Below are 19112 nucleotides of genomic sequence, written 5' to 3' on the forward strand. Positions count from 1 at the left end.
TTCAACCTATGACGACTAACGACATTAATAACGAGCTTATTCCAGATCAGATCATGGTCGGTGAGCACCTCTACGCAGAGGCCATTAATCTCATTTTAACCAGCGCAGAGCGTGAGTTATTGGTTTTTGATCAAGATTTAAGTCATGGTGATTTTGCCAGCAAGCAAAAATATGAGTTGTTTCAAGCGTTTTTAAATAAAAGCCCAAGCAATCAATTAACAATTGTTTTACAAGACACAGGATTTTTTCAAAACAGATGCCCACGCTTACTAGATTTATTAACGATTTACGGGCACAAAATGACGGTGTACGAAACTAATCAAACGGCAAAGCATGCAAAAGACTGTTTCGTATTGGCTGATGACAAGCATTACGTTAAACGTATTCACATCGACCAAGCGCGCTTTAGGTATGGCTTAGACGACCTTGCAACCGCGGGCTTACTCAATACGCGGTTTAAGGAACTGCTTGAAGCGACACATGATGTTGTGACTATTTCAAGGCTAGGTTTATGAAATTCCGCGACATAACAATGGGCAAATGGTCACAAACTATTTCACTAGCAGGCTATTTACTCACCCTCTCACTATTCTCACTTAATGCATTAGCGGCAACCGAGTTTAAGATTATTGACTTACAACATCATTTTGCTGAAGACATTCTGCCTATCATTCAACCTTTAGTCGGCAGCGATGGCACTGCAACTGGCATGCAGAACCACTTAATCATTCGTGCTAGCCCTGAAAAAATGATAGAAATAGAGCAAATTATCTCTACATTAGACGTTGAACGCCAAAATCTTAGAATTACCGTAAGTCACCAAAATAATTTACAGACTAACAATGATAACGTTGCTGTGAGTGGCCGCAAGCGCATAGGTAACGTCACCATAGGAACGAATAAATATCCAAGAAATGCAGCTGATGGCGTTCAGCTAGATATTGAAAACAATCAAAGTAGCATACGCAGCAATGGTAACCAATTCATCAACGTGATGGATGGTGAACGCGCATTTATTCGAGTTGGGCGATCAGTACCATATACCCAAGAATGGGTCACGCTAACCCAGCGCTATACAAGTATTCAGCGCACAACGGAATTCGCGGATATCAGTACTGGATTCTCCGTGCGGCCTCGTAGCATAGGCAATCAAGTCGAACTAGAAATCACACCAAGAATTGCACAGCTCAACCAAAATAAATACATAGACTTTGAAGAGCTCAGTACCATTGTTAGAGTGAATCGTGGCGAATGGCTTGATTTAGGTGGAACCATGCAACAAAAAGATGAGGTCAGCCGCGCTATTTTAAGTAGACAAAATGGCCAACAATCTCAGAGCAATGCACTGTCTATTCGTGTGGAGTAGGGCAAAATTGATACAAAACTGTTAATTGTTGTGAAAATAATACATTTTGTTGGAAATTTTGTCGTTTTCTTCTTGAAATACACTGGTTTTTTAAAAAAAAACTGGTAAAATTTGTGTCACTCGGTATAGCTAATTAGGTAAAACTTTTAAGCGGTTATCGAAAAAAGTTTTTTTAACTAGTTATAAACCTTAAGGAATAAAAAATGACACGTTCTATTTTACTTGCTGCATTGTTAGCTCTTGCTTTAACTGCTTGTGGCGAAAAAGCTGCTGAAACTCCTGCTGCTGCTGCTGCTGATGCAGCTGCTGCTGCTGCACCTGCTGCTGCTGAAGCTGCTGCACCTGCTGCTGCCGAAGCTGCTGCACCTGCTGCTGCTGAAGCTGCTGCGCCTGCTGCTGCCGAAGCTGCTGCGCCTGCTGCTGCTGAAGCTGCTGCGCCTGCTGCTGCCGAAGCTGCTAAGTAATTAGCATTTAGTCAGAAGTGAAAAAAGCCGACTCTTAGTCGGCTTTTTTACGTCCATCGCTTCTATATTGACTCTGCTCAGCTCGAAGTAATCTCCCTCCAATCAAAACCTTGCAGCTGATCAGCAATTCCCACCCAATCGTCTTCACAACCAAGTACATTTGCCAAGCTTGACCTAGCCAGCGCGGGCGTATTGTTTTTTGCACTTAGGTGTGCGGCCAAAATGTGTTGCAACTGACTGTTATCTAATTTTGATAATAAATTTGCTGAATCTAAATTTTCTAGATGCCCTAAATCACCGCCTACACGCTTTTTGAGCGCCCAGCTATATGGCCCAGTTTGCAACATACTGGCATCATGATTACACTCTAACACCAGTGCTCTACAACCACTTAACCTTTCAACGATATGCGGCGTTGTGCGACCAACGTCCGTAAGTACGCCTAACTTGTGATTACCATCAGAAAAAACGCATTGCATCGGTTCGCGTGCATCATGCGGCACGGGGTATGGCTGAACATGAATATCGCCCACAGAAAATTCGCTATGACTATCAACAACATTCAATTGAAGATCATGCTGTATGGGGATATATCTGCTGGACATTTTAAGTGTGCCATAGGTGAGCCACACAGGGATTTTGTACTTAGCGGCAAACTTAAATGCGCCGCCAGCGTGATCATCATGTTCATGCGTAATGACGATGCCAGCTAAATCATCTGGCTGTAGACTTAAGCGTGCCAGCCTAGCTAGCGTTTCTTTAATACTAAACCCACAATCCAACATAAGTCTAGTTTGATTGACTTCTACGACTAGCGCATTGCCAGCACTGCCACTACCGAGCGAAGCAAAGCGCATCGTATTTACCTAGGCCAACACCTCCTAGATAAGTCTATTTTAACTGCTCGTACATTAGCGCAACAATGCGGTTTGCCGTAGTCGTCTTAACGCGGCCTCCGTCTTTATCAACCACTGTCACCGTAGTACCGCCTTTTTCACCATCAGCTACTTTGATGCGATATTGTTTTTCTGGGTTAGTTTTTTGTTTGTCGTCACTACCCCAAAATTTGAGTTTCTCAACCATACTTTTTTCTTCTTTGGCTTCTTTACTAGGCCCAGAAGTTTCTTTTTTGTCATCATCGCCCCAGAACTTCAAGGTTTCAAATAACCCTTTCTTTTTCTGTGGCGTATCATCGATATCGACATCGGCATAACGTACAAAGAATAGTCCATTTGAGCGATCTTTATCTTCAATCACAAAGCCCACTCGGTCTAAAGCTAAACCAACTCGACGCCATGCACGGTCAAAAGCATCATTTAACACTAAGGTCGCACTACCATCTGCTTCTTTAATAACGTCTGCACGTTTTGGTGTTGTAGCTTGCGCCAATATTGTTTTAGATTTTTGTTCTTCAACGCCAAGTTTTACCATTAAGCGACGTAATAACTCAGCATCTAATTCAGCATCTCTGGCATCAGCTGTCACTGCAGTTTTTGCATCAGCTCTATAGCCAGTATCAATCTCACCTAGTTGCGTTTGTACACGATTTTTACCGTCATCCGGTGCTCCGCTCACTGAGCGATGCGTCATGTAGATTTCAGTCGTATTCGCTTCATCACCACGATCTAAACGCGTACGGAATTTCTTCTTATCAGCCAAACCAGATAACCTATCTAGCCATTTATCAAACTTTTCGCCCACATTGCCTGACTCATCTTTTTTAATGGCATCAGCATCAATCCATTCAGTTTCCATCACGCCGATTTGCGCATCTTCTGAACGCACAGCAAATCCTTGGTCTGTCCAGAACTCGCGTATCACAGGCCAGATCTTTTCAGCAGGAGCATTGACTACCAACCAACGCTGCGCGCCAGCTCGTTCTAATCTAACACCATCAGGATTTGTTAGCACCTTCTCGACACCAGCTTCTTGGCTATCTTGCGCTTGGCTATAAGTTGAATAGCTAGTATTACCAGGAATTGAATATGCATCGCTCACTGGGCTTGCGGTTAAGTCTGGCGGCACTTCTAATGGTTTAGATCTACTAGCGCCTTTATAATCTGATTCGTTATTGATAAAGGGAATAGAATCGCAACCGACTAAAGTGGCAGTGAGTAGCATGTAAATGGCAGTACGCTTGATATGCATTTGTTTCATTCAGACCTCTTGAGAAAACGACTTTAACTTTATGTAAAAAGTGCTTTATATATAAAGTATTGCTTATAAAATACCAGCTGGTTTGCAAGCATTGCGTAATACATCATGATATTGCGCAGACAATTGCACCATAGGTAAGCGAATACCCATTTTAATTAAACCCATTTGCGCCAACACCCATTTCACTGGCATTGGGTTGGCTTCGACAAATAATTTTTGATGTAACTGGAATAACTTAGCATTAATTTCACGTGCTTTAATCGCATCACCCGCAACAGCCGCAACACACATTTCGTGCATTAATTTTGGCGCTACATTACCAGTCACCGTAATCACGCCTTTACCACCAAGCAGCATTAAAGACATTGCGGTAGCATCATCGCCACTTAACACAGCAAAGTCTTTTGGCGCACGTAAAATCAGATCAGTTCCACGCTCGATGCCACCAGTGGCATCTTTAATACCGATAATATTTTTATGAGCAGCTAGGCGTAGTGTAGTGTCATTACTAAGGTCACAACCCGTGCGCCCTGGTACATTGTATAGAATTTGTGGAATATCTACTGCGTTGGCGATTGCCATAAAATGCTGATATAAACCTTCTTGCGTAGGTTTGTTGTAGTAAGGCGCTACCAACAAGCAAGCATCGACGCCAAGCTCTTTGGCTTTCTGCGTGAGTTCGATGGCTTCTTTAGTAGAATTGGCGCCAGTTCCCGCAATGACGGGTACTCTACCATTCACTTGACTCACAGCCGTCTTTATCAACAAGCAATGTTCATCAAAATCTACTGTAGGAGATTCGCCTGTAGTGCCTACAATAACAATACCATCAGTACCTTGATCAATATGATAATCAATCAATGCATTCAGAGAAGGTATATCTAAACGTCCGTCATCAAACATTGGCGTAACAATAGCAACTAAACTACCTTGAGCAATTAAACTACCCTGCGACATAGCAAACCTAAACTATTTGTAATTCAGTATTTTAACTTAAAAGCCAAGTAAATAAACAGCTTCTATATGCAAACTTATTTACCCGCTAATTTGCTGATTGCTAATGGATATTCAATAGAGTTATATCTGTATAATTATACATACTTTATTAAGCGCAAAACTTAGCGTCTTATTAGGCGTCATAGTACTATTAGCGCTATTTTCACAGGTATTTTTAGGATTCGCGACCAAGCTTAAACGCGGTATAATTCGCACTGGTTTACTTAGCATTATTTACTTAATCAGTATTGCACAGAAGCTTATATGACTATTGATTTTCACCACTACATTATGATTTTGATTGGCACAGTGCTTGTAAACAACATTGTACTGGTCAAAATTCTAGGGCTTTGCCCATTTATGGGTGTTTCTAAAAAACTGGAAGCGTCAATTGGCATGGCAGGCGCCACTGCATTTGTGTTGAGTATAGGCTCCATGACAAGCTGGGGCGTCAATCAGTATTTGCTTGAACCGAACAACTTGCAGTACCTACGCACACTCTCATTCATCGTCATTATCGCCAGCGTGGTGCAGCTTACCGAAATGATTATGGAAAAGAATTTTCCTCCGCTATATCAAGGCTTGGGGATATTTTTACCTTTAATTACCACCAACTGCGCAGTGCTCGGCATTCCATTATTGAATGCGCAAGCCAGCCATAGCTTTCTTGAATCTTTACTGTTTGGTATGGGCGGCGCGATTGGCTTTTCACTTGTGCTCATCTTATTTGCATCCATGCGGGAAAGACTAGAAGCAGCTGATGTACCTGTCGTGCTAAGAGGCTCTGCAATTGCTATGGTGACCGCGGCACTAATGAGTTTAGCTTTTATGGGTTTTGCTGGCCTAGACAAGTATTAAGCTAAATATTAAGTACTCAAGAATCTCTACATGTTAATTTCACTTTACATCATGCTTGGCCTTGCTCTGGTGCTAGGCACCTTATTAGGCATAGCCGCTTTGCTATTCAAGGTCGAAGGCGATCCGCTGGTAGCGCGTATCGATGCTATCTTGCCACAAACACAATGTGGCCAATGCGGCTACCCAGGCTGCAAGCCTTATGCGACTGCCATCGCAGCAGGTGAGGCTGACATCAATCAATGCCCACCTGGTGGCGATGCTGGCGCTCATGCATTGGCCGATTTGATGGGCGTAGAATACAAGCCGATCAATGCAGCTAATGGTGTAGAAAAACCCAAAGCAGTAGCATTTATTGATGAAGCTACATGTATTGGCTGCACGTTATGCATACAAGCCTGCCCAGTAGATGCGATTCTAGGTGCAGCAAAACACATGCACACTATCATTAGCTCTGAATGTACTGGTTGCGAGCTATGTTTGGCGCCTTGCCCAGTGGACTGTATTACGATGGTACCAATCGCAGAAAATCCTGATAACTGGAAATGGAAATATCCGGTCATACCCATTACTGCCATGCCTTTTGAAACTCAGAACGCCAACTAATGATAGAAATTAACACTAGACAATATAAATAACACCAAGATAAATAAAACTTAAGCATGAATGCAATTATCAACTTTGCGAGCAATTTAATTCGCGGCGTCTCTAGCAATAAGGATGTCTTTAAATTCAATGGTGGCGTGCATCCGCATGATCACAAGGCAGAGTCGACCACGCTGCCTATCGCCCAGCTTGCCATGCCTGAGAAGCTGACACTGCCGTTGCGCCAGCATGTAGGTTATATCCCTAAAGTTTTAGTGCAGGTAGGCGACTCTGTGCTAAAAGGTCAGATGCTTGCCGAACCAGAAGGCACGGTATCTGCGGCGATTCATGCACCGACTTCTGGCATGATTACAGCGATTAGTGAGCAAGTCATTCCTCATCCATCAGGTCTGCCTGATATGTGCATCACGCTAACACCCGATGGCAAAGATACTTGGACACAATTACAACCAGCGGGCTGGCGAAATGCAGATAAAAAACTGCTGGTAGATAGCTTACGCTCATCAGGCATTGTTGGCTTAGGCGGCGCGACTTTCCCTACGCACATTAAATTGCGTACCAACGGCAAATCTAACGTACATACTTTAGTAATTAACGCAGCTGAGTGCGAACCTTATATCACTTGCGATGACATGCTGATGCGCGAGCGGTCAGACCAAGTCATCAAAGGCATAGAAATCGTACAACATTTGCTTGGTGCAGAAAAATGCATCATAGGTATTGAAGACAATAAACCTCAAGCAGCCAGTGCAATGACAACAGCATGCGCCGATAAAGCGATGCAAGTAAAAGTCGTCCCTACGCTTTACCCAAGTGGCGATGCGCGACGCTTGATTCACCTGTTACTTGATATTGAAATTCCGAATGACAAGCGCTCGACTGACGTTGGCATACAAGTTTTTAACATCGCTACAGTGCTCGCGGTTTATCGCTACTTTGAGTTTGGCGAACCAGCCATTAACCGCATAGTGACGATGACCGGTAATGTTGTTAAGCCACAGAACTTTGAAGTGTTATTTGGCACACCGCTACAATCATTAATAGCCGCAGCTGGCGGCGCTAAAGCGGACACTACGCACTACATCATGGGCGGCCCAATGATGGGCTTTGATTTGCCTAACGAGCAAGTGCCAATTACGAAAGCGGCAAACTGCATTATTGCTGCCGCACCAGATTTATTTGCAGCGCCACCACCAGCGATGCCCTGCATACGTTGTGCACGTTGCGCTGATGCTTGCCCAGTTAACCTGCAACCGCAAGAGCTGTATTGGTTTTCAAAAGCAGATAATTTTGAAAAAGCGCGCGACTATCATTTATTTGACTGCATAGAATGTGGCTGCTGCACCTATGTGTGCCCAAGCGACATTCCATTGGTGCAGTATTATCGCTATGCAAAAAGTGAAATTATCGCCTTGGATAAAGCCAAAGAGGCCGCCGATTTAGCGCGCGAACGTAATGACTTTAGGTTAGCGCGAATTGAACGTGAAAAATTAGAACGTGCGCAAAAACATGCAGAACGTGCGCAAGCTGGCAAAGCAGAAGCTAAACCTGCTGAAACTGCTACGGAAGCTACTAAAGAACAACTCGCAGAAAAGCAAGAAACTGCACCTAATGTTGAAACGACTACTTTGGCACCTAGCGATAAACAAGCTGCGATTGCCGCAGCAATTGCACGGGCTAAAGCACAAAAATTAGCCTCGGCAAATGCAGCAGAGTCACCAACAGAGAATGTTGCGGCAACTGAAATTGCTAAAACGCCAGAAGTGGAAGCCGCCGAGTTAAAAGCAAAGCAAGATAAACAAGCACTTATCGCCGCTGCGATTGAGCGTGCAAAAGCACAAAAGTTAGCAGCTGCACAAGCTGGTGTGACGCCAAAAAATGTAGAAAACGTCAGCGCAGCAGTCCAGGCAGAAATTAATGAAACGGATGCGTTACGCGAAAAAGTAAAACTAGCTACAGAAAACAAAAAGCCTGAATAACCCAAAAAGCCTGAATCAATAGGAATAACCATTTGAACCGCTCACCCTACATTACCGACGCCCCAACCGTCAGCGTTATTATGCTCAAAGTGCTGCTGGCGCTGGTGCCTGGCATTATCGCGTACACATGGATTTACGGTGGCGGCATTTTAGTGTCGCTGATAATTGCAACTACAACGGCTTTGGCTGCAGAAGCCCTATTACTTAAAATCCGCCAACGCCCAATCAAACCCTATTTAATGGACATGAGTGCTGTCGTCACAGCATGGTTACTGGCATTGGCACTACCGCCATTGGCGCCTTGGTGGTTAGTGGTGGTGGGTACATTTTTTGCCATTGTTATCGCAAAACAACTTTATGGTGGCTTGGGCTACAACCCGTTTAACCCAGCAATGGTCGGTTATGCAGTATTGCTGATTTCTTTCCCGCTGATTATGACTAAGTGGCCAGCACCATTGTTATTGGCAGAACATCCACTTAGCTTTATGGAACAATTAAATTTTATTTTTAGCCACGTGCTGCCGAATGATATTAAAGTCGACGCCATTACTTCAGCCACACCGCTCGATTACTTAAAAACGCAATTGATGCTCAAACACGAAGTAGCAAGCATTACAGAAGCGCCTATATTTGGGCAATTTGGCGCTAAAGGTGGCGAAATTGTCACTGGCGCTTATCTACTTGGCGGCTTTTATTTAATACAGCAACGCATTATTAGTTGGCACTTACCAACGGCATTTTTAGCGGCTTTAGCGGCAATTTCATTTACGTTTTACGCCATCAACCCTGCACACTACGCAAACCCGTTATTTCATTTAATGAGTGGCGCATCGATGCTATGCGCATTCTTCATAATTACCGACCCGGTCAGTGGCCCCACAACGCCTCGCGGCAAACTTTACTTTGCAGCAGGTGTTGGCGTACTTACTTATTTAATACGCGTATATGGTGGCTACCCAGATGGCGTGGCATTTGCAGTCTTATTAATGAATATGTGTGTGCCACTCATTGATGCGCTCACACAACCTCGCGTCTTTGGTCATAAGAAATAGTATGCAAGAAACCATCTTTAAACATGCAATAAAAACCGCAATAACGCTGGTAGCATTTGCCTTTGTTGGTACTGCGATGCTTGCCTACGTGTTTGACATCACTCGTGCGCCTATCGAAGCCAGTGAAAAAGAGGCTCGTTTAGCATTATTTAAAGAAATATTGCCTGAAAGCACCTACGACAATGATTTGCTAAAGGATACTGTTGAAATTGCGCCTAATGAACAATTAGGTAATCGCCAACCTACATTGGCCAACATCGCAAAACTCAATAACAAAACTGCTGGTGTGATATTAGAAGCGATTGCGCACGATGGTTACAGCGGTGACATCAAATTACTCATTGCGATTCGTGCAGATGGATCAATTAGTGGCGTGCGTGTGCTAGCGCATAAAGAAACACCCGGGCTAGGTGATTATATTGATATCGCACGCGGTAACTGGATAAAACTATTTAATGACGAATCGGTCAATAAGACAGCAGCCACACAATGGAAAGTAAAAAAAGATGGTGGTAAATTTGATTATATGGTCGGTGCAACCATCACACCGCGTGCAGTAGTGAAAGCAGTTTTTAAGGCATTGCAGTTTTATGATGCCAATAAAACGACACTTTTTGCAGTTGCAAAAGTTGAATCTAAAGGTCAGTAAGGATTAGCCATGAGCAACCTCTATAAAGAAATTACCATCAATGGACTATGGAAGCAAAACACTGGCGTGGTTCAGCTGTTAGGCTTGTGTCCAACTTTAGCTGTCACCACCACGGCGGTGAATGGCTTAAGCTTAGGCTTTGCTACTGCATTAGTGATGGCTGCTGCCAATGGTTCTGTGTCACCTGTACGTAAATTTGTACCTAACGAAATCCGCGTGCCTGTATTTATTTTGGTGATTGCAGCGCTGGTGACAGTGATTGATTTAGCGATTAACGGCTTCGCGCACTCTCTGCACAAAGTACTAGGCATCTTTATTCCACTCATTGTGGTGAACTGTATCGTACTAGCTCGAGTAGAATCATTTGCCGCTAAGAACTCACCAGTACACTCGATGCTAGATGGCTTTATGATGGGCTTGGGCTTAACTTTGGTGCTTGGTTTATTAGGCGCTATGCGTGAGTTTGTGGGCAAGGGCACTGTATTATCAGGTCTAGATTTAGTATTTAGCAGCATGCCTAAGCAGCTTTACACTATCCCTGACTACCATGGCTTTTTATTAGCAGTATTACCTCCTGGTGCATTTTTAGGCTTAGGAACACTCATTGCGCTTCGTAATTGGATAGAAATTAGAAAGGCTGCCAAAATCAGTACGCCTACGCCAAATCTAAAACCTGCGCTGAGTCATTGATATTGATGGTCATTAACATTCATGAATGAGCAAAAACGCTTTGAAATCTTCAAACGCTTAAGTATAGCTATTCCCAACCCATCAACAGAACTCAAGCATAACAGTACGTTTGAACTGTTGATTGCGGTGATTTTATCGGCTCAGGCAACGGATAAGGGCGTAAATCTTGCCACTGATAAGCTATTTGCTGTCGCCAATACGCCAGAAAGTATTCTAGCCTTAGGTATAGAGGGTCTAGAGCGTTACATTAAAACCATAGGCTTATATCACGCGAAAGCAAAGAACGTACTCGCCACCTGCCAAATGCTCATTACACAGCATGATTCGCAAGTGCCTAATACACGCAAAGCCTTAGAAGCTTTGCCGGGCGTTGGTCGCAAAACAGCCAATGTCATTCTAAATACAGCATTTGGTGAACCGACGATTGCGGTAGATACGCATTTATTCAGACTAGGCAATCGCATTAAACTTGCAACAGGTAAAACTGTTTTAGAAGTTGAAATGAAATACCTAAAAACGATACCCAAAGAATTTATGCAAGATGCGCATCATTTACTCATCTTACATGGGCGCTATGTTTGCACCGCACGTAAACCAAAATGCGGCGAATGCTGCATTCAAGACTTATGTGAATACGGTGCCAAAGAATACGCCGCTTTTCCCGCCATATCTCATAGCTAGTCATGAAAATTGCCACTAGCCTAGTCCTCGGTAAGAAAGCTAGCCCTACCTTGGTTGCTGAAGCCGTTGCAATCGCAATGTTAAAGGCAGATATTACTGTTGCATCAAGCGTACTGCTACTCCTTACTTCTGAATTTGCAGATGACCCGCAACCAGCGATTACTGCCGCAGCAAAAGCCGCCAACTGCACTCAGGTATTTGGCTGCTCAGCTACAGGTATATTTACCGAAGAAGACTGGGTGTTAGATTCTCCAGCCGCTGCTGTCATGGTGTTTGGGGGTGATGTAAGTATACAAACAGCAAAACATCATCAGCCTGACCAGGTCTTATTAACCATCAGCGCACCAAATGCGATTAATAGCACTTGGCTGAATGACGGCAATGCACGTTATGGCGGCGTATCTGGTGATGCCGTTGGACAAGGGCCATTCTCTGTCTGGCAAAATGCCAAAGGTGGGAATACAGGGAAAGTAGACGCGTACATTGCTGGTGTGAAACTTGCCACCAAAGCCTCACATGGCTTTAAAATGCTTACCAAGCCTAAACAAATTCAGCAAACAAATGATTTTGATATTGCTCTATTAAACAATAAATCACCGCTAGCCGCCTTACAAAAGGCTTGGAAGATATACAGCAAAAGCGATGCCCCAGTTCCGCTGCACTTAATGATGGCAGTCTATGCCGATAGTGCTGAAGCGATTAACCATGGTGAATTTAACCAAACGAACTTAATCAGCATAGATGAAGGTACTGGTCGCATTACCTTAGCGCAGCCACTTTACGTTGGGCAGTTTTTAAGCTGGGGTTTACGCGACCAAATGTTTGCTGAAGCGGATTTGCTACTAACGACTCAGCAATTAAAACAAGAGTTAGGCACTAACCCTGATTTTGGACTATTGTTCTCATGTTTAGGACGCGGCCCTTTTTATGATGGCATTGACCACGACTTAAAAATCATCGCTCAGCAACTGCCAAATATGCCTTTAATTGGATTCTATGGCAATGGTGAAATTGCAAATATTGCGGGTAAGAATCAATTGCTGCCATACTCAGCAGTGCTTAGTTTGTTTGCAGAAATCTCCACCACTTAATTTGAATTACCAAACATACATACACCATGAGCTTATACAACCCTACCCGCGATCAAGCCCGTCAATTTTTGTTTGATGCTTGGTCTAAATTCAAGCAACACTTAAGCCTGACCGATTTAGAAAAAATCGCGGTAGAAGTCATACAAATGCATCCTGAATATCATCTGGTATTCGATTCGCCAGAGCGTTTTATGCACCAACAATACTTTCCCGAAATGGGTGAAACCAATCCATTTTTACATATCACTCTGCATTTATCCGTGATAGAACAAATTAGCATTAACCAGCCTATAGGCATCACGCAGATTTATGATAAATTACATCAGCAACATAACGATACCCACCTTGCGTATCATGATTTAATCGATTGCCTGGCTGAAACTATCTGGCAATCACAGCGTAATAATCAAGCTTTAGATTCTGAACATTATCTGAGCTTACTAAAACAAAGGTCAGGTTTAATTTAATGAATACAAATGTTAATGACTGGCTAAACGATCATGGCGATTATTTATATCGCTTTGCCTTAGCTAGGCTACGTGACCCACATCAAGCCGAAGACGCGGTTCAAGAAACCATGTTAGCCGCCATCAAAAGCGATAGTTTTGAAGGTGACTCCTCCGCCAGAACTTGGTTAACGGGCATACTTAAACATAAAATCATTGATTTACAACGCAAACAAATTCGCGAACAACCTCTTTCTGATTTAATCGATTTAGATGCATCAGACACCAGCATGGATGATTTTTTCGACAAGACTGGTCATTGGCTGGATAAACCCCAAACACTAGACATGCCCGAAAATGCCCTTGAGCAAAAACAGTTTCTTAGTATTTTAAGCGGCTGTATGGACAAGCTGCCAGCTAAATTAGCCGCCATTTTTATGATGCGCGATGTACATGAAGTAGAAAATGAAAATATCTGTAAGGAACTTGATATTACCGCGACCAATGCTTGGGTGATGTTGTATAGAGCTCGAATGGGGTTAAGAAAATGTCTGGAAATAAACTGGATTGCTGGTTAGTGAGATGGATACCATAAAATGAAACTAATGCTTACCTGTAAACAAGCCAGCCAGATTATCTCGCAGTCATTAGACACCCCATTGTCATGGTCAGACCGCATGAAATTGAAGTTTCATCTTTTTATTTGTGATGCTTGTACGCACTTTAATCAACAATTACGTTTAATTAAAAATGCAATCCAGCGCATGAAACTTGAAACTGAAAATGACGACACTATACAACTTACTGTAGATGCGAAAGCCCGAATTAATCAGGCGATTGATTCTAATCAACATTAAACGCTAACTTAAGTTCTATCATTTAACTTTTTAAAGGATTTATCATGAACAACACACAAAAAACCATCGCTCTTGCACTTAGCGGCGCATTCGCTCTATCAATCGCAACTACCTCAATGGCAGCAGCGCAAAATCCATTTGCCGCAAAATCACTATCATCTGGCTATCAAGTGGCTGATGCCGATACCAAAATGAAAGACGGTAAATGCAGTACTGGTAAATGTGGCGCAAACAAAAAAGCAGCGATGAAAAAAGCTGAAGCTGAAAAAGCGAAAGAAGGCTCATGCAGTGCTGAAAAGATGAAAGATGGAAATTGTAGTGCTGAAATGAAAGCTTCTGCAGAAAAAGCAAAAGAGGGTTCATGCAGCGCCGAGAAAATGAAAGATGGTAACTGCAGTGCTGAGATGAAAAACAAAGCTAAATAATATTGATGCGTTATCTGATGAAACATCACTGTTTTAGCAGTTAATATAGTTATGTTTAATCAAACAGGCAGCAGAATTAACGGTGTGGGTTTGGGGCTAAAGCGTGAGCTTATTCCTCAAATCCAAGCCGCCTATGGTGATAATATAATTGCCAATCTAAATTTCGTTGAAATTGCGCCAGAAAACTGGATTGAGATTGGCGGTAAAGCTGCAAAACAACTTGATTGGTTTGCTAAACGCTACCCTATTGTTTGCCATGGCTTATGCCTTTCACTTGGCGGCCTTGCGCCACTAGACACAAACTTCTTAAACCAAGTGAAGCAATTTCTACAGCAATACCAAATTCCACTCTATACCGAACATTTAAGCTACTCAACCGATGGCTACAAAGGCCAACAAGGCTATCTGTATGATCTGTTACCAATCCCTTTCACTGAAGAAGCGGTGCACTATGTCGCTAAACGCATACGCCAAACTCAGGACATTCTTGGGCAGCGCATTGCAATAGAAAATGCTTCTTTTTATGTGCAAGCGCCAATCTCTAGCATGGACGAACTAACCTTCATTAAAGCTGTATTGATTGAAGCAGACTGCTTATTGCATTTAGACATTAACAATATTTACGTGAATAGCGTTAATTTTGGCCATGTTCTGAGCGATGGACTAAAAGCTGATCCAATCAAAATAGCGCAAGAGTTTTTACGAGGTATTCCAGGTGAACGTATCGTTTACGCGCACATGGCGGGGCATTATCAGCAAGCACCAGACTTACTGATCGATACCCACGGCGCCGATGTAATAGACCCCGTATGGGCCTTACTTGAAGAAGCGTACCAATTGTTTGGCGCATTTCCGACCTGTTTAGAGCGGGACAATAACATACCGCCCTTGTCAGTGTTGATGCGTGAAGTTAACAAAATCGCTGATTTTCAACAGCTTGCTAAAACATAACTAGAAATGACTCAGGAAATACCTAGTTTTCAGCAGTATCAGCAAGCGTTCACCGCATATATCCGCAATCCGCACAATCAACCTAGGCCGAAGAATGTAAAGACCAAGGGTATGGATGTGTACAAAGAAATTGTATTCAATAATTTATTTGAATCAGTATCTGCTTGTTTTCCAGTTGCACAAAAAGTCATCGGCAAGCGTGTGTGGCTCAAACTAATACGCGGTTTCTTTCGTGAGCACTCTTCATCGACGCCAATTTTCAGAAAGATTCCTGAAGAGTTTCTTGTTTACTTATCTAACATTAATACACTTACACCGGAAAATCTTCCGCCTTATCTAACAAGCCTTTGTCATTACGAATGGGTTGAATTGCTAGCTTCAACCATGGCGGATGAAGTAAATAAGCCTGACATTAATGCTATAGGTGATTTACGTATGAATCAACCTGCATTTGCGCACACTATGCTGTTACTTAATTACGAATATGCGGTGCAAAAAATATCACCTCGTTACAAACCGAAAGAGAAAGTGAATACACAACTTTTAGTTTATAGAAATGCGGAGTTTGAAGTGAAGTTTATAGAACTCAACACCGTTACATATCGGTTAATTGAAATTCTAAAACAAGGTAGACTGAACTGTGAGCAAGCACTTACTATGCTTGCAAAAGAGATAAATCAACCACAAACTGAAAGTATCATTCAGTTTGGGTTAGCTATATTAGAAGACTTGAGAAGCCAAGGCGTGATTCTTGGCGTGTACTGAAATTTGTGTTGAACGAGAATTTAAGCCTGTGACTAATCAAAACTCACTTGCTGCAACTGCCGTTCTTCCAAAGTGACCAGCAAGTCTTTTTGCGCATCTTGTCCCATATCCCACCACGCTTTAATTTCATCAATAGTGCGGTAGCAGCCATGACAGAAACCACTCTCGTCATTCATTGCACAAACACCAATGCATGGTGATTTAACTTCTGTTTGTATGTTTTCAGACATAAAATTAACGCTCTTCTTTAGGTGACTAACTTAATACGCCATGGCATTGTTTATACTTCTTGCCAGAGCCGCATGGACATGGATCATTACGGCCGACTTTTACACCATCACGTATGACAGGCTGGCCACTTGCTAACAGCGCTTCAGAATTATCTGGATTTGCTAATGCTTCGTCATAATCAGCATGTTGATAATGCACATTTTCCAATTCCACTGGTTTTTCAACCGCTTCAACATCTGCCTCAGTTTTTACCTGAACGAGCATAGTCACTTTGGTAACTTCGCTTTTCACGGTATTCAGCAAGCCTTCAAACAACTCAAACGCTTCACGTTTATATTCTTGCTTAGGATTTTTTTGTGCGTATGAGCGCAAATGAATACCTTGGCGTAAATGGTCTAATGCTGCCAAGTGTTCACGCCAATGGTTATCTAAACTTTGTAACATCACAGAACGCTCAAACTGACGCATCACATCAGGACTGGCTTGTTGCTCTTTCTCAACGTAAGCGCTATTAGCTGTATCAATCACACGCTCGCGCAAGGTTTCTTCATGCAAATCTGGATTTTCTTCCAGCATTTTTTGCAAAGGAATATCTAGATTTGCTTCGGCTTTTAGCTCGCGCTCTAAACTTGGTATATCCCATTGTTCTTCAACACTGTTTGGTGGAATGTGTGTTGCAATCATGCTGGTAAGCACATCTTCACGCATCGCTTTAATAGTGTCTGCAACGTCAGCTGCTTCTAACAATTCGTTTCGCTGCTCGTAAATCACTTTACGCTGGTCATTTGCTACATCATCATACTCAAGCAATTGTTTACGAATATCAAAGTTACGACCTTCAACTTTACGCTGCGCATTTTCAATTGCACGTGTCACCCATGGATGCTCAATAGCCTCGCCATCAGGCATATTCAGTTTTTCCATAATCGCTGAAACACGATCAGATGCGAAAATACGTAGTAGCTGATCTTCTAGTGATAGATAGAAACGACTAGAACCAGCATCACCCTGACGACCAGAACGACCACGTAACTGATTATCTACACGGCGTGACTCGTGTCTCTCCGTACCTGCAATATGCAAGCCACCTGCCGCCAATACAGCATCATGGCGTTGCTGCCATTCAGCTTTCAGTGCCGCAATTCTAATTTCCTTTTCAGCATCACTGAGTGCGGCATCGTGTTTAACCGCCTCAATATCAGTCTCTGGGTTACCACCTAAAACAATATCTGTACCGCGACCAGCCATATTGGTAGCAATGGTAATCACACCAGCACGACCCGCTTGGGCAATAATATGCGCCTCACGCTCATGTTGTTTCGCATTTAAAACTTGATGTTCTAGTTTTTCAGCGTTCAATAACTTAGAAATCAGCTCTGAGTTTTCAATAGAAGTTGTACCCACTAACACTGGCTGACCGCGGCTTTGACAGTCTTTAATATCTAAAATGACCGCAGCATATTTTTCATGCGCTGTACGATACACTTTATCCATATTGTCTTTACGCAACATAGGACGATGCGTTGGAATCACAACTGTTTCTAGCGCATAAATCTGATTGAATTCATAAGCTTCAGTATCTGCAGTACCCGTCATACCAGAAAGTTTGGCATACATACGGAAGTAGTTTTGGAATGTGATTGAAGCAAGCGTTTGATTTTCTTTTTGAATCTCAACACCTTCTTTAGCCTCAACAGCTTGATGCAAGCCATCTGACCAGCGACGACCCGGCATCATACGGCCATTGATCTCATCCACAATCGTGATTTCACCATCACGGACTACATAATGCTGATCTCTGTGGTAAAGGTTGCGAGCACGTAGCGATGCGTATAAATGATGTACCAAAGTAATATTAGAGGCTTCATATAAACTTGAGCCTTCAGCCAGCAAGCCAGCTTCTGTCAGCAGGTTTTCGGCATGTTCATGGCCTTCTTCAGACATGACGACATTTTGGCCTTTTTCATCAACCCAGAAATCGCCAGCGCCTTCTTCCTCAGTTTGTGCAACTAACTTGGCAGCAACTACATTGATTTGATTGTAAAGCGCAATACTGTCATCTGCTTGGCCAGAAATAATCAAAGGCGTGCGTGCTTCATCGATTAAAATCGAGTCGACCTCATCAATCAGCGCATAACTTAAACCGCGCTGAACGCGATCTTCGCTTCTGTGCACCATGTTATCGCGCAGATAATCAAAGCCGTATTCATTATTAGTACCATAAGTAATATCAGCTGCATAAGCTTGGCGTTTTAAGTCTGTAGGCATTTGCGATAAGTTAATGCCGATTGAAAGGCCTAAAAAGTTATAAAGCTTACCCATCCACTCAGCATCGCGTTTAGCCAGATAGTCATTCACCGTCACTACATGAACGCCCTTGCCAGCTAATGCATTAAGGTAAACCGGCAAGGTTGCACATAAAGTTTTACCTTCACCTGTACGCATCTCGCCGATTTTACCGGCATTAAGCACCATGCCGCCTATCATTTGCACATCAAAATGACGCATACCCAACGCACGTTTACCACCTTCGCGTACCACGGCAAAAGCTTCTGGCATCAATTGGTCTAAGGTTTCCCCATTCTTGAAACGTTGTTTGAATTCCTCAGTTTTAGCTCTTAACGCCTCATCTGATAAGGCCTGCATCGCTGGCTCTAACGCGTTAATTTGCTGTACTTTTTGCGCGTATTGCTTAACCAACCTGTCGTTACGGCTACCAAATAATTTTTTGAACAACGTAGATATCATGAAATGAGTGACTTTCGGCTTGAGAGGATAAATGCTTTTTTAATGAAGGTTAGTTTTTATAAGCTGCACCACGAAGTGCAAAGTTCTTTATTTTAGATTTTAG

General features: G+C 42.9%; 22 protein-coding genes. 17 read left to right on the plus strand and 5 right to left on the minus strand.

The features are described from left to right. The first annotated feature begins 8 nt into the window (after window positions 1-8). From M301_RS11935 to M301_RS14615, 3 genes are all read left to right on the plus strand, one after another. Window positions 9-515, plus strand: coding sequence for a DUF7931 domain-containing protein (locus tag M301_RS11935; RefSeq protein ID WP_013149038.1), 507 nt, complete (start codon window positions 9-11; stop codon window positions 513-515). Next, complete coding sequence (locus tag M301_RS11940) at window positions 512-1366, plus strand: secretin N-terminal domain-containing protein (RefSeq protein ID WP_013149039.1); 855 nt, start codon at window positions 512-514, stop codon at window positions 1364-1366. Before M301_RS11935 ends, M301_RS11940 begins: the two co-directional genes overlap by 4 nt. 203 nt (window positions 1367-1569) lie before the next feature. Next, complete coding sequence (locus M301_RS14615) at window positions 1570-1830, plus strand: hypothetical protein (RefSeq protein ID WP_013149040.1); 261 nt, start codon at window positions 1570-1572, stop codon at window positions 1828-1830. 77 nt (window positions 1831-1907) lie between these two features. Here the strand turns inward: M301_RS14615 and M301_RS11950 are convergent, their stop codons facing one another. The 3 genes from M301_RS11950 to dapA form a co-directional block, all read right to left on the minus strand. After that, window positions 1908-2687: an MBL fold metallo-hydrolase gene (locus M301_RS11950; protein ID WP_013149041.1), complete on the minus strand. Its 780-nt coding sequence runs from the start codon at window positions 2685-2687 to the stop codon at window positions 1908-1910. A gap of 34 nt (window positions 2688-2721) precedes the next feature. After that, window positions 2722-3987, minus strand: coding sequence for an outer membrane protein assembly factor BamC (gene bamC / locus M301_RS11955; RefSeq protein WP_013149042.1), 1266 nt, complete (start codon window positions 3985-3987; stop codon window positions 2722-2724). Window positions 3988-4050: 63 nt separating this feature from the next. Beyond that, the gene (gene dapA, locus M301_RS11960; RefSeq protein ID WP_041360173.1) at window positions 4051-4926 is read right to left on the minus strand and encodes a 4-hydroxy-tetrahydrodipicolinate synthase; all 876 of its coding nucleotides are present in this window, start codon (window positions 4924-4926) and stop codon (window positions 4051-4053) included. 321 nt (window positions 4927-5247) lie between these two features. Between dapA and rsxA the strand changes: the two genes are divergently transcribed. Genes rsxA through M301_RS12030 form a run of 14 tightly spaced genes read left to right on the plus strand, consistent with a single transcriptional unit; the run spans window position 5248 to window position 16030 of the window. After that, window positions 5248-5841 carry an electron transport complex subunit RsxA gene (gene rsxA / locus M301_RS11965; protein WP_013149044.1) on the plus strand — a complete coding sequence of 198 codons (594 nt, stop codon included), beginning with the start codon at window positions 5248-5250 and terminating at the stop codon, window positions 5839-5841. A gap of 30 nt (window positions 5842-5871) precedes the next feature. Next, window positions 5872-6444, plus strand: coding sequence for an electron transport complex subunit RsxB (gene rsxB / locus M301_RS11970; protein WP_013149045.1), 573 nt, complete (start codon window positions 5872-5874; stop codon window positions 6442-6444). A gap of 56 nt (window positions 6445-6500) precedes the next feature. After that, a complete protein-coding gene (gene rsxC, locus M301_RS11975; protein WP_013149046.1) occupies window positions 6501-8423 on the plus strand; it encodes an electron transport complex subunit RsxC in 1923 nt (640 codons plus the stop codon). Window positions 8424-8455: 32 nt separating this feature from the next. Next, on the plus strand, window positions 8456-9475 hold the full coding sequence (rsxD, locus tag M301_RS11980; protein ID WP_013149047.1) for an electron transport complex subunit RsxD: 1020 nt from the start codon (window positions 8456-8458) through the stop codon (window positions 9473-9475). 1 nt (window position 9476) lies between these two features. After that, window positions 9477-10124 carry an electron transport complex subunit RsxG gene (gene rsxG, locus M301_RS11985; protein ID WP_013149048.1) on the plus strand — a complete coding sequence of 216 codons (648 nt, stop codon included), beginning with the start codon at window positions 9477-9479 and terminating at the stop codon, window positions 10122-10124. A 9-nt stretch (window positions 10125-10133) separates the two neighbouring features. Then, a complete protein-coding gene (locus tag M301_RS11990; protein ID WP_013149049.1) occupies window positions 10134-10814 on the plus strand; it encodes an electron transport complex subunit E in 681 nt (226 codons plus the stop codon). Between the two features lie 21 nt (window positions 10815-10835). After that, window positions 10836-11495, plus strand: a complete 660-nt coding sequence (nth, locus tag M301_RS11995) for an endonuclease III (RefSeq protein WP_013149050.1) — start codon at window positions 10836-10838, stop codon at window positions 11493-11495. A 2-nt stretch (window positions 11496-11497) separates the two neighbouring features. Then, window positions 11498-12586, plus strand: a complete 1089-nt coding sequence (locus tag M301_RS12000) for an FIST C-terminal domain-containing protein (protein ID WP_013149051.1) — start codon at window positions 11498-11500, stop codon at window positions 12584-12586. Between the two features lie 26 nt (window positions 12587-12612). Continuing rightward, window positions 12613-13053: a DUF1841 family protein gene (locus tag M301_RS12005; protein ID WP_013149052.1), complete on the plus strand. Its 441-nt coding sequence runs from the start codon at window positions 12613-12615 to the stop codon at window positions 13051-13053. Then, window positions 13053-13610 (plus strand): sigma-70 family RNA polymerase sigma factor, encoded by a 558-nt coding sequence (locus tag M301_RS12010; RefSeq protein ID WP_013149053.1) that lies wholly within the window; start codon window positions 13053-13055, stop codon window positions 13608-13610. The genes M301_RS12005 and M301_RS12010 overlap by 1 nt, the downstream gene beginning before the upstream one ends. Window positions 13611-13628: 18 nt before the next feature. Beyond that, window positions 13629-13889 (plus strand): zf-HC2 domain-containing protein, encoded by a 261-nt coding sequence (locus M301_RS12015; protein WP_013149054.1) that lies wholly within the window; start codon window positions 13629-13631, stop codon window positions 13887-13889. 44 nt (window positions 13890-13933) lie between these two features. Further along, entirely contained in the window at window positions 13934-14314 is a 381-nt protein-coding gene (locus M301_RS12020) for a hypothetical protein (protein WP_013149055.1), read from the plus strand. A gap of 51 nt (window positions 14315-14365) precedes the next feature. Next, a complete protein-coding gene (locus tag M301_RS12025) occupies window positions 14366-15265 on the plus strand; it encodes an HvfB family MNIO-type RiPP peptide maturase (protein WP_013149056.1) in 900 nt (299 codons plus the stop codon). A gap of 6 nt (window positions 15266-15271) precedes the next feature. Further along, window positions 15272-16030: an HvfC family RiPP maturation protein gene (locus M301_RS12030; protein ID WP_013149057.1), complete on the plus strand. Its 759-nt coding sequence runs from the start codon at window positions 15272-15274 to the stop codon at window positions 16028-16030. A 32-nt stretch (window positions 16031-16062) separates the two neighbouring features. On the opposite strand, the gene M301_RS12035 is transcribed toward M301_RS12030, so the two are convergent. Together M301_RS12035 and secA are read right to left on the minus strand one after the other, a co-directional pair. After that, window positions 16063-16260: a DUF1289 domain-containing protein gene (locus tag M301_RS12035; protein ID WP_013149058.1), complete on the minus strand. Its 198-nt coding sequence runs from the start codon at window positions 16258-16260 to the stop codon at window positions 16063-16065. A 25-nt stretch (window positions 16261-16285) separates the two neighbouring features. Further along, complete coding sequence (gene secA / locus M301_RS12040) at window positions 16286-19009, minus strand: preprotein translocase subunit SecA (protein ID WP_013149059.1); 2724 nt, start codon at window positions 19007-19009, stop codon at window positions 16286-16288. Between the last annotated feature and the right edge of the window lie 103 nt (window positions 19010-19112).

The sequence above is a fragment of the Methylotenera versatilis 301 genome (assembly GCF_000093025.1).
Classification (GTDB): domain Bacteria; phylum Pseudomonadota; class Gammaproteobacteria; order Burkholderiales; family Methylophilaceae; genus Methylotenera; species Methylotenera versatilis.

Bases quoted from the DNA above. Each gene is read 5' to 3' on its own strand.
- M301_RS11940 (WP_013149039.1), top strand. From the start codon at position 512: ATGAAATTCCGCGACATAACAATGGGCAAATGGTCACAAACTATTTCA.
- M301_RS12035 (WP_013149058.1), bottom strand. From the start codon at position 16,260: ATGTCTGAAAACATACAAACAGAAGTTAAATCACCATGCATTGGTGTT.
- bamC (WP_013149042.1), bottom strand. From the start codon at position 3,987: ATGAAACAAATGCATATCAAGCGTACTGCCATTTACATGCTACTCACT.
- M301_RS12010 (WP_013149053.1), top strand. From the start codon at position 13,053: ATGAATACAAATGTTAATGACTGGCTAAACGATCATGGCGATTATTTA.
- rsxB (WP_013149045.1), top strand. From the start codon at position 5,872: ATGTTAATTTCACTTTACATCATGCTTGGCCTTGCTCTGGTGCTAGGC.
- secA (WP_013149059.1), bottom strand. From the start codon at position 19,009: ATGATATCTACGTTGTTCAAAAAATTATTTGGTAGCCGTAACGACAGG.
- M301_RS12030 (WP_013149057.1), top strand. From the start codon at position 15,272: ATGACTCAGGAAATACCTAGTTTTCAGCAGTATCAGCAAGCGTTCACC.
- M301_RS12020 (WP_013149055.1), top strand. From the start codon at position 13,934: ATGAACAACACACAAAAAACCATCGCTCTTGCACTTAGCGGCGCATTC.
- M301_RS11935 (WP_013149038.1), top strand. From the start codon at position 9: ATGACGACTAACGACATTAATAACGAGCTTATTCCAGATCAGATCATG.
- rsxG (WP_013149048.1), top strand. From the start codon at position 9,477: ATGCAAGAAACCATCTTTAAACATGCAATAAAAACCGCAATAACGCTG.
- M301_RS14615 (WP_013149040.1), top strand. From the start codon at position 1,570: ATGACACGTTCTATTTTACTTGCTGCATTGTTAGCTCTTGCTTTAACT.
- rsxA (WP_013149044.1), top strand. From the start codon at position 5,248: ATGACTATTGATTTTCACCACTACATTATGATTTTGATTGGCACAGTG.
- M301_RS12015 (WP_013149054.1), top strand. From the start codon at position 13,629: ATGAAACTAATGCTTACCTGTAAACAAGCCAGCCAGATTATCTCGCAG.
- nth (WP_013149050.1), top strand. From the start codon at position 10,836: ATGAATGAGCAAAAACGCTTTGAAATCTTCAAACGCTTAAGTATAGCT.
- rsxC (WP_013149046.1), top strand. From the start codon at position 6,501: ATGAATGCAATTATCAACTTTGCGAGCAATTTAATTCGCGGCGTCTCT.
- M301_RS12000 (WP_013149051.1), top strand. From the start codon at position 11,498: ATGAAAATTGCCACTAGCCTAGTCCTCGGTAAGAAAGCTAGCCCTACC.
- M301_RS11990 (WP_013149049.1), top strand. From the start codon at position 10,134: ATGAGCAACCTCTATAAAGAAATTACCATCAATGGACTATGGAAGCAA.
- M301_RS12025 (WP_013149056.1), top strand. From the start codon at position 14,366: ATGTTTAATCAAACAGGCAGCAGAATTAACGGTGTGGGTTTGGGGCTA.
- M301_RS11950 (WP_013149041.1), bottom strand. From the start codon at position 2,687: ATGCGCTTTGCTTCGCTCGGTAGTGGCAGTGCTGGCAATGCGCTAGTC.
- M301_RS12005 (WP_013149052.1), top strand. From the start codon at position 12,613: ATGAGCTTATACAACCCTACCCGCGATCAAGCCCGTCAATTTTTGTTT.